Here is a 16,574-nt window from a genome sequence, read left to right as displayed (position 1 = left end):
AGCAAAGATCAATTTTATCTGATAAAAATAAAATATTTTTTAAAATTGATATTTACTTCAATACGGATGTTGCGCATGTCTATTGATATTAAATCATCATATGATATTTTTAAAATACAACAATCTTGTACAATAGCAGCAAAAATATTAGAAAAGATTTCTAAACATATTAAACCAGGTATTAGTACGGAAGAATTAAATTCAATATGCCATAAATATATTACAGAGAATCAAAATGCTTTTCCTGCAGCACTAGGATACTGTGGCTTTCCAAAATCAGTATGCATTTCAATTAATGACGTAGTTTGTCATGGTATTCCAAATCAAAAAACCATATTAAATTCAGGAGATATTTTAAATATTGATGTTGCGATAGTGAAGGATGGATATTATGGTGATACATCAAAAATGTTTTGTGTTGATACAGAAAATACCAAAGGATTACATCTATGTAAAATAGCAAAAAAAAGTTTATATTTAGCTATTAAAAGTATTCGTCCAGGTATAAAATTGAGAGAAATTGGAAAAATAATTCAACAATATGTCGAATCTAATAATTATTCAGTAGTAAGAGAATACTGCGGACATGGTATTGGAAAAAATTTTCACGAACCCCCACAAATATTACATTATGATGCTTATGATCAAGAAATAATATTAAAACCAGGCATGATATTTACAGTAGAACCTATGATTAATGCAGGATCGCGTTACGTATATACAATGCCTGACGGTTGGACCGTAAAAACTAGAGATGGAAGTTTATCTGCGCAATACGAACATACTATTTTAGTGACACAAAATGGGAGCAAAGTAATGACGCTGCGTTCATATGAAAATATATTAATATAATATATCACGAGATAACTAAATTTGCATAGAATATTTATAATGAATAATTTAAAAAAAATAATTAATACTGCATTTAAAAATCAAAATTCTCTTAAATCAAAGAACATTTGTCCAATTTTAAAAAAAACAGTGACTACTGTAATTAATTTACTAGATAAAGGTAAAATCAGAGTAGCGGAAAAAAAAAATGGAATATGGATTACACATAAATGGATAAAAAAAGCAATATTACTTGCATTTCATATTTTTAAAAATCATTTAATTATTTCAGAAAATATGCGATTTTTTGATAAAATAGAAATGAAATTTTCTAGATGGAATTATTCAGATTTTAAATGTGCAAACATTAGAGTGGTTCCTAATGCTTGCGTGCGTAAAGGTGCATTTATTTCTCAAAATAGCGTATTAATGCCATCATATATTAATATCGGTGCATATATAGACGAAGGATCTACAATAGATACTTGGTCTACTATTGGATCATGTGCACAAATTGGCAAAAATGTACATATTTCAGGAGGCGTAGGAATTGGTGGTGTTTTAGAACCATTACAATCCGATCCAACTATCATCGAAGACAATTGTTTTATTGGAGCCCGTTCAGAAATTGTAGAAGGCGTAATTATAGAATCTAATTCAGTAATTTCTATGGGCGTTTTTATTGGAAAAAGTACAAAAATTTATGATGCTATGCATCAAAAAATTTACTATGGACGCGTACCTAGCGGTTCAGTTGTAATTCCAGGTAGCTTACCTTCTGAGAACAAAAAATTTAATATAAGTTGCGCTGTTATTATTAAAAAAACCGACTGTTATACTAAAAAAAAAATAAAAATTAATAAAATATTACATGCAGATATCTCTTAAAATTGTTATTTAAAAAATAAATTAATACATTTATTTATTGAATAAATTTATAATTTTTTTTAACAATGTATAAAGTTGAAATTTATCAAATTAAATATTAATATTTAAAATATTATTTCAACTTTTTATTTACTGATAACAATAAATTTTTAAATGTATCTTAAATAGTAAGTATTTATTTTAAATTTTCTAAAAAATAAACAAGATTTATTTAATTTAATAAAAACTGAAAAAAAATTTAATATAATTACATTATATTTTAAAAAAAAATATAATTTGATTTATTAAAATTATTTTTATTTTTTACTAACTTAATTAAATTATTTTTTATTTATTATTATAATAGTTATAATTTAATTATTTTTTTAAATCGAATAGTTATTATCGATTTTTTTAAAAATATTATGATAAATAATAAAAAGAAGATTTTAATTTTTTATTTTTGAATAAAAATTTAAAATTGCATTAAATTTTTTTAAATATTGATTAATTTTTATAAATTAAATATTTTTTACAAATATAATTAATAATAAAAATTAAATCATTCCCAACTAAGTGTTTGATAATTTTAAAAGATTTTTATTTTTTTTATATATGTTTAAATTTTTTTAAATACTATAAAAATAATAATTCAAAAATAAAGTTAATAAAATTTTTATTTATTTAAAATAAAAAGTGCTTCGTACATTTAATTTAGAATAACATAATGTGTATTATTATATTACTATCGAGGATCGATCATGTCAAATTCTGTTCGTATTGAAAAAGATCTTATTGGGACACGAGAAATTCCCCATACAGCTTATTACGGAATTCATACACTACGCGCTAGTGAAAATTTTAAAATTAGTCAAATGACTATAAACGATTATCCAGAACTAATACGCAGTATGGTGATAGTAAAAAAAGCATCAGCAATAGCTAATTTAGAATTTCAAATTTTGTCTCAAGAAATTGCAAAAATTATTTTTGCTTCATGCGATCAACTTTTAAGTAAAAACAATATATATAATCAATTTCCAATAGATGCGTTTCAAGGTGGTGCGGGAACTTCAGTAAATATGAATATTAATGAAGTTTTAGCTAATATTGGTTTAGAAATTATGGGTCATAAAAAAGGAGAATATCAATTTTTACATCCTAATGATCATTTAAATCTTAGTCAATCTACAAATGATGCGTATCCTACAGGATTAAGATTAGCAATTTATACATCTTTAATACAATTAATTAAAACGATTACATATTTAACATCTAGTTTAAAAAATAAAGCGAAAGAATTTTCTAAAATAATCAAAATGGGCCGCACTCAATTACAAGATGCCGTTCCAATGACTTTAGGTCAAGAATTTTATGCTTTTAACACATCTTTAAAAAAAGAAAAAATGAATCTGTTATATATTGCGAAACTTTTGTTACAGGTCAATCTTGGAGGAACTGCAATTGGCACTAAATTAAATACTCCTAAAGGATATCAAAAAGTTGTTGTCAAAAAACTTTCTCAAATTAGTGGTATACCATGTATCCCAGCTAAAGATTTAATTGAAGCAAATTATGATTGTGGCATATATTCTACTGTTCATGGAGGTTTAAAAACATTAGCTGTTAAATTATCTAAAATTTGTAATGATTTGAGACTATTGTCTTCTGGTCCGAGATCTGGATTGAATGAAATTAATTTACCTGAATTACAAGCTGGTTCTTCTATTATGCCTGCTAAAATTAATCCTGTATTACCAGAAGTAGTGAATCAAGTATGTTTTAAAGTTTTCGGAAATGATACTTGCGTAACAATGGCTGCAGAAGCTGGTCAATTACAATTAAATGCTATGGAACCTGTAATCAGTCAAGCCATCTTTGAATCCATCAATATTTTAAAAAATGCTATGCAATCTCTAAAAGATCGCTGTATAGATGGAATTACTGTGAATAAAAAAATTTGTGAATCATACGTATCCAATTCTATTGGCATAGTGACTTATTTAAATCCGTTTATCGGTCATCATAACGGGGATATTATTGGAAAAATTTGCTCTGAAAGTGGTAAAAGTGTAAAAGAAGTTGTGTTAGAAAAAGGTTTTCTAACAGAAAAAGAAATTAATAACATTTTTTCTTTTCAAAATTTGATACATCCTCAGTACAAGATAAAAAAGAATTCAGACGATATTTTAGCATAAAATTCATTATAAAAGTTGTTTAATGATATGATTTAAGTCAGTTTTATACTTTAAAAGAGAAACGAATATGAATAATACGCATAATTTATCTCAAAATATAATTCTAAAAAAAAGCACTATCTGTATAGTGTTATGCACTTTCCCAGATTTTGAATCTGCACAATCTAGCATTAAGTATTTATTAAAAAATAAATTAGCGGCTTGTATTACACAATTATCAGGAGCTACTTCATTTTACTATTGGAATAACACTTTAACAAAAAAAAAAGAAGTACAAATTTTAATAAAAAGTAATTTGATGTTAAAAAATCATATTTTTACAGCAATTAAAAATTTGCATCCATACGATATTCCAGAACTTATTGTGTTGTCTACCGATAGTATAGAAAAAAATTATAAAAGATGGATTAAAAAAAATATAGCATATTAGAATTTAAGCATATAATTATTTTCTAGTTTTTTAAACTATGTTAAAATAACGTTCGAAATTCTTAAAACTTTAAAAATTTTTAATGTTTTTTAGCAAAAAGATTTTTAAATTAAAAATTTACAAAAATTATTTGCCCGAATAGCTCAGTTGGAAGAGCAAAGGACTGAAAATCCTTGTGTCGACGGTTCGATTCCGTCTTCGGGCATTAAAAATCGGCTTTTCATACTATTTAAATTTTTTAAATAAAATTTTACACATCTCTACCTACTCGCCAATTATACAAGCATATTATTTGCTTAAATTTGCATAGAATACGTAATTAAAATTTAATTGTACATTTTAAAATAAAAAATATTTTATATATTTTAATTTTAATATTTCATATAAATTATAAATAAACATTTTTAAGTTTTTTAATATATAAAAAATTGTTAATATTGTGAGTATTTTTATTTATTAAATTTATTTTTCACAATAAATATGAGTATGTCATCTTTAATAAAGATTTATAAAAAAATTTTAATTATGAATTTACATAAAATTTTTTCAAACATGAATAATGTTCACTTATAAAATATTTTATGATATAGAGATATAAAATTTTTTTTAAATAAAATTTAAATGACTATTGTTTATACTATAAATAATTTTTTTAATCACTAAAAATTTAATTTTAAATTATTTAAAAAAAAAGATAAATATATTTCTTTTTTCAAAAATAATATTTATTAATATAGAATATAATTACTTATTATATATATTAAAATAGACAAGGTGTACTAAGTAAACAGTATAATATTAGAATAGTCACATACAAATACAATTAAAAATTTTATAATTTTAAATAAATATTGTATTTATTTAATCATAACCTATGTTATTAAAATTTGCTTATTATATTCAATCGATGTTCAAAATTATCAATTTATTTCTGATAAAATATTGCGCAAGCAAAGTATCAAATTGTCTAGGAGACACGAATTTATATGTTTGAATTATTTAAAGCCGTCGGTCTAGGTTTAATGGTACTCTTGCCATTGGTTAATCCACTTACTACAGTAGCTTTATTTTTAAGTTTAAGCAAAAATATGACACCTGAAGTACGCAATCAACAAGCTAGAATGGCGTCAGTATATGTTTTCGCAATTATGATGGTTACATTTTATGCTGGTACATTAGTTTTAAGTACATTTGGTATTTCTATTTCAGGATTAAGAATCGCTGGAGGGTTGATTGTTTCTTTTATAGGATTTAGAATGTTATTTTCTACATCTTCAGATGAAGAACCTCATCGTAAAAAAAGTACAATTAAATATCCATGTAAAAATAAAATGACAAATATTGCTTTTGTACCTTTAGCTATGCCAAGCACTGCTGGTCCAGGTACTATAGCTATGATTATTAGTTGGGTATCCACAGTAAACGAAGATATTTATTTTTCATCCTGGATTAGTGATTTAGCACCAGTTTTAGTTTTTTTTATTATTAGTATAATAGTCTGGATTGCTTTACGTAGTTCTAGTGCTATTATGCATGTAATAGGTTCTAGTGGTATAGAAGCAATTTCTAGATTAATGGGATTCTTATTAGTTTGCATGGGAGTACAATTTATTATTAACGGCGTACTGGAAGTAATTTCTGATTATGGAGTATAATATATTTATATTAATAAAATAAACTTTTAATATTTTATTTAATTGTAAAAAAATATAATTTGTAAAAATACTAAAACTTTAATTAAATTATTATATTAGGATTATCAAAATGGAAAACCCGTTACTTTTTACATCAAGTTTACCTAAATTTTCTTTAATTCAAACACATCATGTATTGCCTGCTGTTCAGACAGCATTAAAAAAATGCCATAAAAATATTTATCATATTTTAACGGAAATATCTCAATTTTCTTGGAAAAATTTGTGTCAACCATTTTTAGAATTAGAAAATTATTTAAATAAAGTTTGGTCTCCCATTTCTCATTTATATTTAATAAATAATACGATAAGTTTTCGAAATGAATATAAAAAAAGTTTAATGCTAATTTCGGAATATAGTACCTGGATTGGTCAAAATTATAAATTATACGAAGCCTTTATTAAGCTAAAAAATAGTAATCAATATAAAATTTTAAACATAGAACAAAAAAAATATATTAACGATACTGTTTTAGATTTTGAATTATCAGGAGTAAATTTATCTAAAGAAAAAAAACAAAAATTTTCCGAAATTATAATTGAATTAGCATCTATAAGTATGTTATACAGCAATAATATACTAGATTCAATGCAAAGTTGGAGTAAGCATATAATCAATAAAGAAGAGCTATCAGGAATTCCAGATAATATAATCGATCAAGCAAAAAAAAATGCTCAAAAAAATGATAAATCTGGATGGATTTTAAAATTAAATCATATTAATTATATATCTATATTAACACATTGTCACAATTCAAATTTAAGAAAAGAAATATATTACGCTTATCACACGCGTGCATCAGATCAAAACCCACAATTCAAAAATTGGGATAACGGACCATTAATTAATAAAATTTTGTTATTACGTTATAGATTAGCAAAAATACTAGGATTTAAAAATTATGCCGAATTATCTTTAATGAAAAAAACAGCAAAATCCCCTAAAAAAGTATTAAAATTTATAGATGCAATATATCATCAAACACATTCTATTGGAATTTTAGAAATAAAAAAATTAAATGAATTTGTTAAAAAAAATTACAAAAAAAATATTCTTAATCCATGGGATATTGCATATTACAGTGAAAAACAAAAAAAACATTATTTTAAAATTGACGAAGAAAAATTACGTGTTTTTTTCCCAGAAAATCAAGTTTTACATGGATTATTCACAATAGTCGAATCTCTTTATAAAGTTTATATAATAGAAAAAAAAAATATAGATATTTGGGACAAAAATGTACGTTTTTTTGAAATTATTAACAATCAAAAACAAGTTCTCGGAGGTTTTTATTTAGATTTATATAGTCGAAAAAATAAAAAAGATGGGGCTTGGATGGATTTTTATTCCAGTCGCATGCGTTTATCAGACGGTAGTTTAGAGAAACCTATAACATATATTATATGCAACTTTAGTAAACCATATAAAAATTGTCCCAGCTTGTTATTACATAAAGAAGTAGTAACATTATTTCATGAATTTGGACACAATTTACAACATTTATTAACCTCAGTAGAAACCCTCGGAGTATCAGGAATTAATGGAATTCCATGGGATTCTGTTGAAATCGCCAGTCAGCTTATGGAAAATTATTGTTGGCATCCAGAATCAATTCGGTTAATTTCTAAACATTATCAAACTAATGAAAAGTTACCAAAATCTATTATTCAAAATTTATCAAAAATGCGATCTTATCAATCTAGCTTGTTTATTTTACGTCAATTAGAGTTTTCTTTGTTTGATTTAAATATTCACTTATTATCTTCTTTTGATAAAGAAGATCAAAATATAATAAATAAAATACTCGAACAAGTACAAAACAAAATTTCTGTTACCCCAAGAGCTCATTGGGAATGTTTTCCTAATACTTTTAGTCATATATTTTCCGGAGGATATGCATCTGGATATTATAGTTATTTATGGGCTAACACACTATCGTTAGATATTTGGTCAACATTTGAAAAATATGGAATTTTAAATCCTAAAATAGGAAAACGTTTTCTTAAAACATTTTTATCTAAAGGAGGATCAGAAGATCCATTAATTTTATTTTTTAAATTTAAAAAAAGAAAACCTAAAATCAACTATTTTCTTAAGTATTATGGAATTCAAAAATAAATAAATTTATATTAAATTTATTTAATAACTTTATATTTTTTCCAATATAACAAAATTGCTTGATTATCTTTTTTTGTATATCCCGATGGAGTAATAAATACACTAAGAGCAGAAATTAAATTGTTATCGTAAAATAAAAGCGGAATTCGACTCCTCTCCCAAGGAGGAATCGAGTTATGCTTTAATTTTTTATTAATAGATTTACGCATATATAAGATATTCTGAGTATTTTTAAATTTTAAAAATATATTTTTATAAAAATGTGGATATTTTACGATGGTAATGCATCTATTTTTTAAATAAAAAATGTTTTCTTGAATACGTTGAAATTTATTTTTTAAAAAAAAACTTAATGTATTTTCATAGTTTTTAGTTAAGAAATTTTTTTCTTTTAAATATTGTAGTTTTTTTATTAATTGTTCATTAAATATGATAGGTTTAAAGAATAAAATACCTAAATCTAGTGGTAAGTAAACTTTTTTGGTATGAAAAATTTCTTTTACGGATAAAGAAATTTCTTTTTTTGGTGATTTTAATTGATCAGATACAAAATATAAATTTTTTTTAAATCTTTTAACAATTTTTTTTTCAATTTTTAATTCAGATTGAGCATCTATTTTGCTAAGAATAATGTTTTTCCAAATATAAGTAATTTGTTTAATTGATGGCATATGCATACAATTTTTTGAAAACCAACTACGCAAAATAAAATATCTTTTTATTTTACTCATATGTAATATTTCAGTAAAATTTAATGAGCCATCAGCTAAAATTAAATGATCCAGAGATTCTTGTAAACATTCATATAATAATTGTTCTTGGTCGTAACATAGCTTCATACTATTAGCAATAGAATTTATTAAATTTGGCCAACGTTTTAGTAATACAGGAATTATTTTTATACGTAAGAAATTTCTATCATATTTAATATCGGCATTGCTTGAATCTTCGATCCATTCTAATTTATTTTTAACGGCGTACAACTTTATATCGCTTTTTTTAAATAACAAAAATGGTCTGAAGATATTATTTTTTTTATATCTTGTATGTAATTGCATTCCAGATAAACCATGCGGCCCACTTCCTCTTTTTAATAATAAAAAAAAAGTTTCTATCTGATCATTTTGATGATGAGCAGTTAGCAAAATTTCTGAAGATTTTAAATTATTAAATAATGCTTGATAACGTGCACGTCTTGCTGCAGCTTCTAATCCTCCTGAAAAATCTTTTATAGATATTTGGATGGATTTAAAAGGAATTTGATATTTTATACATTGCAAAGAACAATGTTTTTCCCAAACAGAAGATTGTTTATGTAAACCATGATTAATATGTATAGCTCGGATTTTTAGTGTTTTTTTATGTAATTTTTCTTTTGAAGTATTTATACATTTTGATAAAATGTTTAATAAAACTGTAGAATCTAATCCACCACTAAATGCTAACAAATATGATTTGTTCCATTTTATATGTTGTAAAATTTTTTTAAAGAAATTACAATACACAGTATTTTTGATATAAAAATTTTAAATATATTTATTATAATGAAAACTATTTTTTAATTCAAAAAAATTTGAAAAAAATTAATTTATTTTAAATAATACGGCATGTAGCGCAGCCTGGTAGCGCACCGATATGGGGTGTCGGAGGTCAGAGGTTCAAATCCTTTCATGCCGATTTTAATATGACTATAAATTATTGAATGTTTTTTAACTTATTTTTTAATAATACGGATTTCTATGAAAAATTATCAATATGAATTTATTCGATATGCGATAGATAAAAACGCATTACAATTTGGTAAATTTATACTGAAGTCTGGACGTATTAGTCCTTATTTTTTTGATATAAGTAAATTTAATAGCGGAAAAGATTTAATTTTTTTAGGAAAAATGTACGTAAAAACTTTGCTAGAATCAAAAATTTCTTATGATATGTTATTTGGTTTATCTTATAAGGGTATTGCTATTGCATTATCGAGTTCTATTATTTTGTCGTATGATTATAATCAAAATGTTTGTATTTGTTTTAATAGAAAAGAATATAAGAATCATGGAGAAAAAGGATTAATTGTTGGAAAACGACCAAAAGGTAAAATTATTCTTATGGATGATGTTGTTACTTCTGGGTCAACTATTCAAAAAATTATAAGCATTATGAATCCTAGTGAGATTCATTTATCAGGAATGATTATCGCTTTAGACCGTCAAGAGCAAGATCTATACAAACAATCTGCAATAAAAAATTTACAAAAAAATTTTAATTTTAAAATAAAATCAATTATTAAACTAACAGATTTAATTTTGTTTTTGGAACAAAATAAAAACATTGTACATACAACAGATCTATGCTCTATTAAGCAATATAAAATAAAATATGGAATATGATTTTGAAATTACTTAATTCCTGAATGACCTAAACCTGAATCTTTTCTTTCAGTATGATGACAAAAATCAGTTACTATATCTAAATAAACTTGGGATATACAAACAAATATTATTTGAGCAATTCTATCTCCCGGAGAAATTAAAAAATCTTTCTTACTTCTATTTAATACGGATAGATAAATTGGACCTTGATAATCTGAATCAATTACGCCAACCGTATTCGACAGTACTATACCGTGATTATGCGCCAGTCCGGATCTTGGTAAAATTAACCCCGATAAGTTTTGATCTGCAATATGCATCGCTATTCCAGTAGAAATTAATGCAATATTATTAGCTTTTATTAGCAGATTACTACGAATACAAGCACGTAAATCTATTCCAGAAGATCCTTTAGTATAATATTGAGGTAATGGAAATTTTTTTCCAAAATCATGATCTAATATTTTAATACTTATTTTTTTTTTCATAAAAAACAATAATTTGATGTAATAATTTTTTTGCAAGAGATATTTTATTTTTTATAGATAATATCATATTTCCTTGATTCCAAAATAAATGTAATTCATTATAGTTACTATTAAAGCCTTGATTAGGTTTTGAAATATCGTTTGCACAAATTAAATCTATATTTTTTCGAATACGTTTTTCTTGAGCATTTTTTTTTATGTTTTCTGTATCTGCAGAAAATCCTACAATATAAGGACGTTTATTATATTTTAATGAAGCTACTTCAGACAAAATATCTGGGTTTTTGATAAATTTTAGTGTTAATTGTTTGTTGTGCTTTTTTTTTATTTTTTGAATAGAAAAATTTTCTACACGATAATCTGTAATAGCTGCACAAGCAATAAAAATATCTTGATTATTGATAGATAACATCACTGCTTTATACATATCGAATGCGCTTATAGCGTTGATTTTTTTAAAAATTCCTTTCGGTGTAGGTAAGCTTACAGGGCCTGAAATCAAAGTAACTTGCGCACCTTCTTCTATTGCGGCTTTAACAATTGCGAAACCCATTTTGCCGGAACTATAATTACTAATAAAACGTACTGGATCAATGCGTTCTCGAGTAGGCCCTGCTGTAATTAATATTTTTAAATTTTTTGTAGCGCAATTATGAGATTTAAAATATTTAATTGTTAATACAAGCAATTCTGATATATTTAACATTCGACCTAATCCGCAATCTCCACAAGCTTGAATGCCATATTCTGGACCCCAACATAAAATACCGCGAGCATTTAGTTTTTTTAAATTTTCTTGTGTGGCAGATGCTAAATACATATTAGTATTCATTGAAGGTGATATTGCAATTGTGGAATTAGTAGCTAAACAGATCGCACTCAATACGTCATCAGAGATTCCGGATGACAATTTAGCTAATATATTTGCAGTTGCTGGTGCTATAATAATTAAATCTGGCCACTTAGAAATTGCGATATGATTAACAGTATAGTTTTTATTAAAGTTATTATCAGTCGTAACATCATGATTAGATAATATTGCAGCACTTAATGGTGTTACAAAAGACTGTGCTGATCTTGTCATAACTACGCGTACATTTGCGCCTTGATCTTGTAATTTACGTATCAAGTCGAGTGATTTATAAGCCGAAATACTGCCGCTTATACCTAGCAAAATATTTTTGTTTATTAATTCTTTCATTTGCATATACTAGTGTAGTATTATAATATGCTCGTAGATTTTAATAAATCAAATAGAATTTTATCGTGCATAATATTTAAATATTTCAATTGTTACTATATTAAAAACTTTTACTTTAAATAAAAGATATGTTTTAATAAAAAAAATTAATTTTGATTGAATATTTAATGCATAAATATTCTAATTTTTATTAATTGTAATATATAACTTATTTTTAATTACATCAATGTAAATTTAATGAATATTTGATTACTACAATAAAATTATAAAACTCAAATTTTGAAAGGCGCATACATATTATGTCAAAAATTTGTCAAATAACAGGAAAAAAACCGTTAAGCGGTAATCGACGTTCTCATGCAATGAATGCAAAAAAAAGAAAATTTTTTCCAAATTTACATTTTCATCGATTTTGGATAGAAAAAGAAAAGAAATTCATTAATTTGCGTATTTCTAACAAAGGATTGCGTTTAATAGATAAATATGGTATAAATAAAGTATTATCAAAGAATAAAAAAATTTATAGATTATGTCTAAATCTAAAAGAGAAATAATTAAGTTAATATCTTCAGCAGGAACTTCTCATTTTTATACTACCACAAGAAATAAATCTTCTGGTAACAAAAAAATAAAAATAAAAAAATTTGACCCTATCGCTAGAAAGCATGTAATTTATAATGAGAAAAAAATAAAATAAATAATTAGTTTAACCTTGTATTTTAAATATTTTTTTAGAGGACAAATAAACTTTTTAATCAAAAGTAGATTGATCTACTAATCCTTTTTCTATTTCTCTGAGAGCAATAACTGTACATTTGTCATTTGCTTTTTCTACTAAAGGTATTTTTCCCAATATTTGAATTTCTCTTGCTCTTTGAGCTGCTACTAAAACTAAATCAAAACAATTTCCAATTTTTTCTACTGCTTTTTGAACTGTTACTCTAGCCATGAGAATTTAAAAATTTCCTGAATAAAGTTTAATTTTAAAAAAAAAAAATTAATTTTTCAATATTTGATTTATTATATTTTTAATATACTGTTTATATTTCAAAAGTTGAAATTTTTTTATAGAAATAATACATTTAAAATCGTTTAAAGTTTGATTAAAATTTTCATTTACTAAGATGAAATCATATTTGTTACAAAACTGTACATCAATTTTTGCTTGATTAATACGAATTTTTAAGTTTGTATATTTTTTTATTTCTTTTTTATTATTTCTATTTTTTAATCTATTTTCTAACTCTTGAAGAGATGGGGGTAATATAAACACGCTAATAGAAGTAGGAATATATTGCTTAATTTTTTGCATTCCATAAAAATCAGTATCAAATAATATATGAAATCCGTTATTTATTTGATTATTAACATTTTTTAAAGGTGTTCCATAATAATTTCCAAATATATAAGTATATTCTAAAAAATTTTTTTCGATAATCATTTTTTTAAAATTGCTTTTTGATATAAAGAAGTAATCTTTTCCGTGAATTTCTTCGGAACGTATATTTCTCGTAGTATATGATGTTATTAATCTAAAATTATGTCCTAAATTTGTTTTTAAAAAAGATTGAATTAAACTTGATTTTCCAGTACCACTTGGTGCGCTTATAATAAAAGATATATTTTTCAACATATAAAAAAAAGAATAGAACAATGAGTTTATAATAGTATATTTTATATAATATTTTATAAAAAAAGATAATTTATTTTTTTATTTTACGAGCGTTCATTTTTTAAGTTGACCGCTCGTTTTATTAGTATGCATAAAAAATTTTTAATAAGTTATTTTATATTATTAAAATCAAAAAATATCTATTTTTTGATAAAAAATATAAGTTAAATATAATAAAAAATTATTTTTTTTAAAATATTAAATTTACTATTGTTTTCGAGATTCTAAAGTGTCACAAACTTCTCTAAATTGTTCTAATTGAATTGGAGATAATGGAGAAAAAATTCGATTCAAAATAATTTTATGAGTATGTTCGGCGATTTTTAACTTTTCTAAACCTTTTTCCGTAATGTATACGTATTTGACTCTTCTATCCGTAGGACTTTGTTGTCTTTTTAACATTTCTTCTTTTTCTAATGCATCTAAAACAGTGACAACTGTACGCGAAGAAAATCCCATATAATTCTTAATGTCAGTTGCGCTAGTTTTTCCAGTAGTAATAAGATGTAAAATTTTCATTTTTGACATTGATAGACCTTCAGTAACTAATTGACCATTTACTTCTTTTCTTAATCGATGATAAATACGTGATAATGATTCTACCATAACTGATATATCGCTTGATTTATTCATTATTTTATCTCTTTTTAAATATTATTTAGTTAATTTTATATATTAAGTATTATTTTTTAGCATAGATTTTATTTAAAAAAAAATTGTTTTAATTATCAATTTTTTAAATAAAAATGAATTAAAATTATTTTTTTAGTTAAAAAAAATTAAATTTATCTTAAAATAAAGTGATTATCTATATAAGATAATATTAATATATTTTCAATTTTAATAAATAAATTAAACACTAATATGATATATGTTCAAAACATTTACGAAAATTTATTAATTATAATTTTAAAAAAATCTATTTTTTATTTTATTTATTTTTTTTATATATATTTTTTAATAAAAAAAATAAAATATTTTAGTTTTATAATTTTTATTTTTAAATATTTTTAATAAAAAAAATTTTTATAATTTTATTTTTTAATAGTAAAATTTTTTTTGAATTTAAAAAATAATTTATAATTTTTTTGAAAATAAATATTTTTAAAAATTAATTTTTTTAAATTCTTTATAAGAAGTGAAAAATTTAATTTTTTAATTGGTATAAAAATAATTTTATTAATTAAAAATTGGCATAAATATTAAAAAATAAACAATTTAAAATTTTCAATTTTTATATTATTTCTTCTTTGTTAAAGAATAGATATTTTTGTTATTTAAATAAAATTTAAAATTTTTTGAAAAAATTTAAAATAAACAAAATTAAATTTGTAAACAATAAATATTGTTTCTTGTATAAGAAATTTTGAATATCTTTATAAAAAAGATTGTTGTACTATTTAATAAATAAATATTTTATTAAAAATAATTTTTCATCAAGATCAAATAATTTTAGATAAATCAATTTTTATATTTTTTTAGTACTAAACTTGCATTAGTACCGCCGAAACCAAAACTATTACTCATGACAGTATTAAGATCACATTTTAAATATTTAGTAATTATGTTCATATCTAGAGCTTCTTTATCTAAATTTTCAATGTTAATACTAGGAGCAATAAAATTATTGTTTAACATGAGTATTGAAAATATTATTTCGTGCACGCCTGCTGCTCCTAAAGAATGCCCTGTCATAGATTTAGTAGAAGATAACATAGGCTTATTATTTTTGAAAGTTTTTCGAATCGCCCATAGTTCTTTAATATCACCAATTATTGTTGAAGTTCCATGTGTGTTTAAATAATCTATTGGTATATTTACATTTTTTAATGCTATCTTCATGCAACGCATAGCACCTTCTCCAGAAGGGATCACCATATCTGATCCATCTGAAGTAGCTCCGTATCCTATAATTTCTGCATAAATATATGCATTACGAGATAAAGCATGTTCTAATTCTTCAAGTACAATTATGCCACCTCCTCCAGAAATAACAAATCCGTCTCGATTGATATCATAGGCACGAGAAGCTTGTTTTGGAGTAGAATTATAATGTGTTGATAAAGCCCCCATAGCATCAAATTCGCACGCCATTTCCCAACATAATTCTTCCCCGCCTCCAGCAAAAATTATATCTTGTTTCCCAAATTTAATTATTTCCATTGCATGTCCTATGCAATGCGCTGAAGTGGAACATGCAGAAGTAATAGAATAATTTACTCCTCTTATCTTAAATGGAGTTGCTAAACATGCAGAAATGCCAGATGCCATTGCTTTAGTTACAATATATGGGCCTACGCCACGTAATCCACGTGCTCTCATAGCGTCTGATCCTGCGACTTGATTTTTTGGTGAACCTCCACCCGAACCTACAATTAAACCGGTACGGTTATTAGAAATCATATTTTTAGTTAAACGTGCATCTGCAATAGCTTGTTCCATAGATAAATATGCATAAATAGATGCATCACTCATAAATCTTGAAATTTTTCTATTTATTTTTTCAGAAATATCTAATTTAATGTTACCCCATATATTACTACGCATACCTGAATTTTTTAATTCTTGAGAATAAGTGATACCAGACTTTCCTTCTTTTAAAGAAGATAGTACTTCTACAGAATTATTTCCAATACTTGAAAGTAACCCCAATCCTGTCACAACAACACGTTTCATTTTATTCCTTTTCAATGATTCTAATAATA

Annotated in this window: 14 protein-coding genes, 2 tRNA genes and 2 pseudogenes; 11 read left to right on the top strand and 7 right to left on the bottom strand. The window is 24.1% G+C overall.

Annotated elements, in window-relative coordinates; genetic code table 11:
- The first annotated feature begins 75 nt into the window (after window positions 1-75).
- The 7 genes and pseudogenes from map (at window position 76) to WIGMOR_RS01840 (ending at window position 8,139) form a co-directional block, all read left to right on the top strand.
- Window positions 76-881, top strand: a pseudogene (gene map, locus WIGMOR_RS01870) (type I methionyl aminopeptidase).
- Window positions 882-891: 10 nt separating this feature from the next.
- Complete coding sequence (gene dapD, locus WIGMOR_RS01865; protein WP_014354143.1) at window positions 892-1,719, top strand: 2,3,4,5-tetrahydropyridine-2,6-dicarboxylate N-succinyltransferase; 828 nt, start codon at window positions 892-894, stop codon at window positions 1,717-1,719.
- 740 nt (window positions 1,720-2,459) lie between these two features.
- Complete coding sequence (gene aspA / locus WIGMOR_RS01860) at window positions 2,460-3,896, top strand: aspartate ammonia-lyase (RefSeq protein WP_014354142.1); 1,437 nt, start codon at window positions 2,460-2,462, stop codon at window positions 3,894-3,896.
- Between the two features lie 67 nt (window positions 3,897-3,963).
- Entirely contained in the window at window positions 3,964-4,326 is a 363-nt protein-coding gene (cutA, locus tag WIGMOR_RS01855) for a divalent-cation tolerance protein CutA (protein WP_014354141.1), read from the top strand.
- A gap of 132 nt (window positions 4,327-4,458) precedes the next feature.
- Window positions 4,459-4,531 (top strand) — tRNA-Phe (locus tag WIGMOR_RS01850).
- 781 nt (window positions 4,532-5,312) lie between these two features.
- On the top strand, window positions 5,313-5,981 hold the full coding sequence (locus WIGMOR_RS01845; protein WP_014354140.1) for a MarC family NAAT transporter: 669 nt from the start codon (window positions 5,313-5,315) through the stop codon (window positions 5,979-5,981).
- Between the two features lie 109 nt (window positions 5,982-6,090).
- Window positions 6,091-8,139: a M3 family metallopeptidase gene (locus WIGMOR_RS01840; protein ID WP_014354139.1), complete on the top strand. Its 2,049-nt coding sequence runs from the start codon at window positions 6,091-6,093 to the stop codon at window positions 8,137-8,139.
- Between the two features lie 17 nt (window positions 8,140-8,156).
- On the opposite strand, the gene tilS is transcribed toward WIGMOR_RS01840, so the two are convergent.
- Complete coding sequence (gene tilS / locus WIGMOR_RS01835) at window positions 8,157-9,587, bottom strand: tRNA lysidine(34) synthetase TilS (protein WP_184486931.1); 1,431 nt, start codon at window positions 9,585-9,587, stop codon at window positions 8,157-8,159.
- 155 nt (window positions 9,588-9,742) lie between these two features.
- Between tilS and WIGMOR_RS01830 the strand changes: the two genes are divergently transcribed.
- Both WIGMOR_RS01830 and pyrE read left to right on the top strand, forming a co-directional pair.
- Window positions 9,743-9,816, top strand: a tRNA-Pro gene (locus WIGMOR_RS01830).
- A gap of 62 nt (window positions 9,817-9,878) precedes the next feature.
- Window positions 9,879-10,526, top strand: coding sequence for an orotate phosphoribosyltransferase (gene pyrE / locus WIGMOR_RS01825; protein ID WP_014354137.1), 648 nt, complete (start codon window positions 9,879-9,881; stop codon window positions 10,524-10,526).
- An 8-nt stretch (window positions 10,527-10,534) separates the two neighbouring features.
- Here pyrE and dut read toward each other — a convergent pair whose 3' ends face one another.
- Entirely contained in the window at window positions 10,535-10,996 is a 462-nt protein-coding gene (dut, locus tag WIGMOR_RS01820; RefSeq protein WP_014354136.1) for a dUTP diphosphatase, read from the bottom strand.
- Window positions 10,974-12,197 carry a bifunctional phosphopantothenoylcysteine decarboxylase/phosphopantothenate--cysteine ligase CoaBC gene (coaBC, locus tag WIGMOR_RS01815; RefSeq protein ID WP_014354135.1) on the bottom strand — a complete coding sequence of 408 codons (1,224 nt, stop codon included), beginning with the start codon at window positions 12,195-12,197 and terminating at the stop codon, window positions 10,974-10,976. The genes dut and coaBC overlap by 23 nt, the downstream gene beginning before the upstream one ends.
- 299 nt (window positions 12,198-12,496) lie before the next feature.
- Between coaBC and rpmB the strand changes: the two genes are divergently transcribed.
- Window positions 12,497-12,751, top strand: coding sequence for a 50S ribosomal protein L28 (rpmB, locus tag WIGMOR_RS01810; protein WP_014354134.1), 255 nt, complete (start codon window positions 12,497-12,499; stop codon window positions 12,749-12,751).
- Entirely contained in the window at window positions 12,727-12,894 is a 168-nt protein-coding gene (gene rpmG / locus WIGMOR_RS01805; RefSeq protein ID WP_014354133.1) for a 50S ribosomal protein L33, read from the top strand. Before rpmB ends, rpmG begins: the two co-directional genes overlap by 25 nt.
- Window positions 12,895-12,951: 57 nt before the next feature.
- Here the strand turns inward: rpmG and rpoZ are convergent.
- The 4 genes and pseudogenes from rpoZ to fabB all read right to left on the bottom strand — a co-directional run.
- A pseudogene (gene rpoZ / locus WIGMOR_RS01800) lies at window positions 12,952-13,146 on the bottom strand (DNA-directed RNA polymerase subunit omega); the annotation flags it as partial.
- Between the two features lie 48 nt (window positions 13,147-13,194).
- Window positions 13,195-13,830, bottom strand: coding sequence for a guanylate kinase (gmk, locus tag WIGMOR_RS01795; protein ID WP_014354131.1), 636 nt, complete (start codon window positions 13,828-13,830; stop codon window positions 13,195-13,197).
- Window positions 13,831-14,076: 246 nt separating this feature from the next.
- Window positions 14,077-14,502, bottom strand: coding sequence for a MarR family winged helix-turn-helix transcriptional regulator (locus WIGMOR_RS01790; RefSeq protein WP_014354130.1), 426 nt, complete (start codon window positions 14,500-14,502; stop codon window positions 14,077-14,079).
- A gap of 828 nt (window positions 14,503-15,330) precedes the next feature.
- Window positions 15,331-16,545, bottom strand: coding sequence for a beta-ketoacyl-ACP synthase I (gene fabB / locus WIGMOR_RS01785; RefSeq protein WP_014354129.1), 1,215 nt, complete (start codon window positions 16,543-16,545; stop codon window positions 15,331-15,333).
- Between the last annotated feature and the right edge of the window lie 29 nt (window positions 16,546-16,574).

This window comes from Wigglesworthia glossinidia endosymbiont of Glossina morsitans morsitans (Yale colony) (assembly GCF_000247565.1).
Taxonomy (GTDB): Bacteria; Pseudomonadota; Gammaproteobacteria; order Enterobacterales; family Enterobacteriaceae; genus Wigglesworthia; species Wigglesworthia glossinidia_B.
This window is presented reverse-complemented; position numbering and strand designations above follow the sequence as displayed.

Bases quoted from the DNA above. Each gene is read 5' to 3' on its own strand.
- dapD (WP_014354143.1), top strand. From the start codon at position 892: ATGAATAATTTAAAAAAAATAATTAATACTGCATTTAAAAATCAAAAT.
- aspA (WP_014354142.1), top strand. From the start codon at position 2,460: ATGTCAAATTCTGTTCGTATTGAAAAAGATCTTATTGGGACACGAGAA.
- cutA (WP_014354141.1), top strand. From the start codon at position 3,964: ATGAATAATACGCATAATTTATCTCAAAATATAATTCTAAAAAAAAGC.
- WIGMOR_RS01845 (WP_014354140.1), top strand. From the start codon at position 5,313: ATGTTTGAATTATTTAAAGCCGTCGGTCTAGGTTTAATGGTACTCTTG.
- WIGMOR_RS01840 (WP_014354139.1), top strand. From the start codon at position 6,091: ATGGAAAACCCGTTACTTTTTACATCAAGTTTACCTAAATTTTCTTTA.
- pyrE (WP_014354137.1), top strand. From the start codon at position 9,879: ATGAAAAATTATCAATATGAATTTATTCGATATGCGATAGATAAAAAC.
- dut (WP_014354136.1), bottom strand. From the start codon at position 10,996: ATGAAAAAAAAAATAAGTATTAAAATATTAGATCATGATTTTGGAAAA.
- coaBC (WP_014354135.1), bottom strand. From the start codon at position 12,197: ATGAAAGAATTAATAAACAAAAATATTTTGCTAGGTATAAGCGGCAGT.
- rpmB (WP_014354134.1), top strand. From the start codon at position 12,497: ATGTCAAAAATTTGTCAAATAACAGGAAAAAAACCGTTAAGCGGTAAT.
- rpmG (WP_014354133.1), top strand. From the start codon at position 12,727: ATGTCTAAATCTAAAAGAGAAATAATTAAGTTAATATCTTCAGCAGGA.
- gmk (WP_014354131.1), bottom strand. From the start codon at position 13,830: ATGTTGAAAAATATATCTTTTATTATAAGCGCACCAAGTGGTACTGGA.
- WIGMOR_RS01790 (WP_014354130.1), bottom strand. From the start codon at position 14,502: ATGAATAAATCAAGCGATATATCAGTTATGGTAGAATCATTATCACGT.
- fabB (WP_014354129.1), bottom strand. From the start codon at position 16,545: ATGAAACGTGTTGTTGTGACAGGATTGGGGTTACTTTCAAGTATTGGA.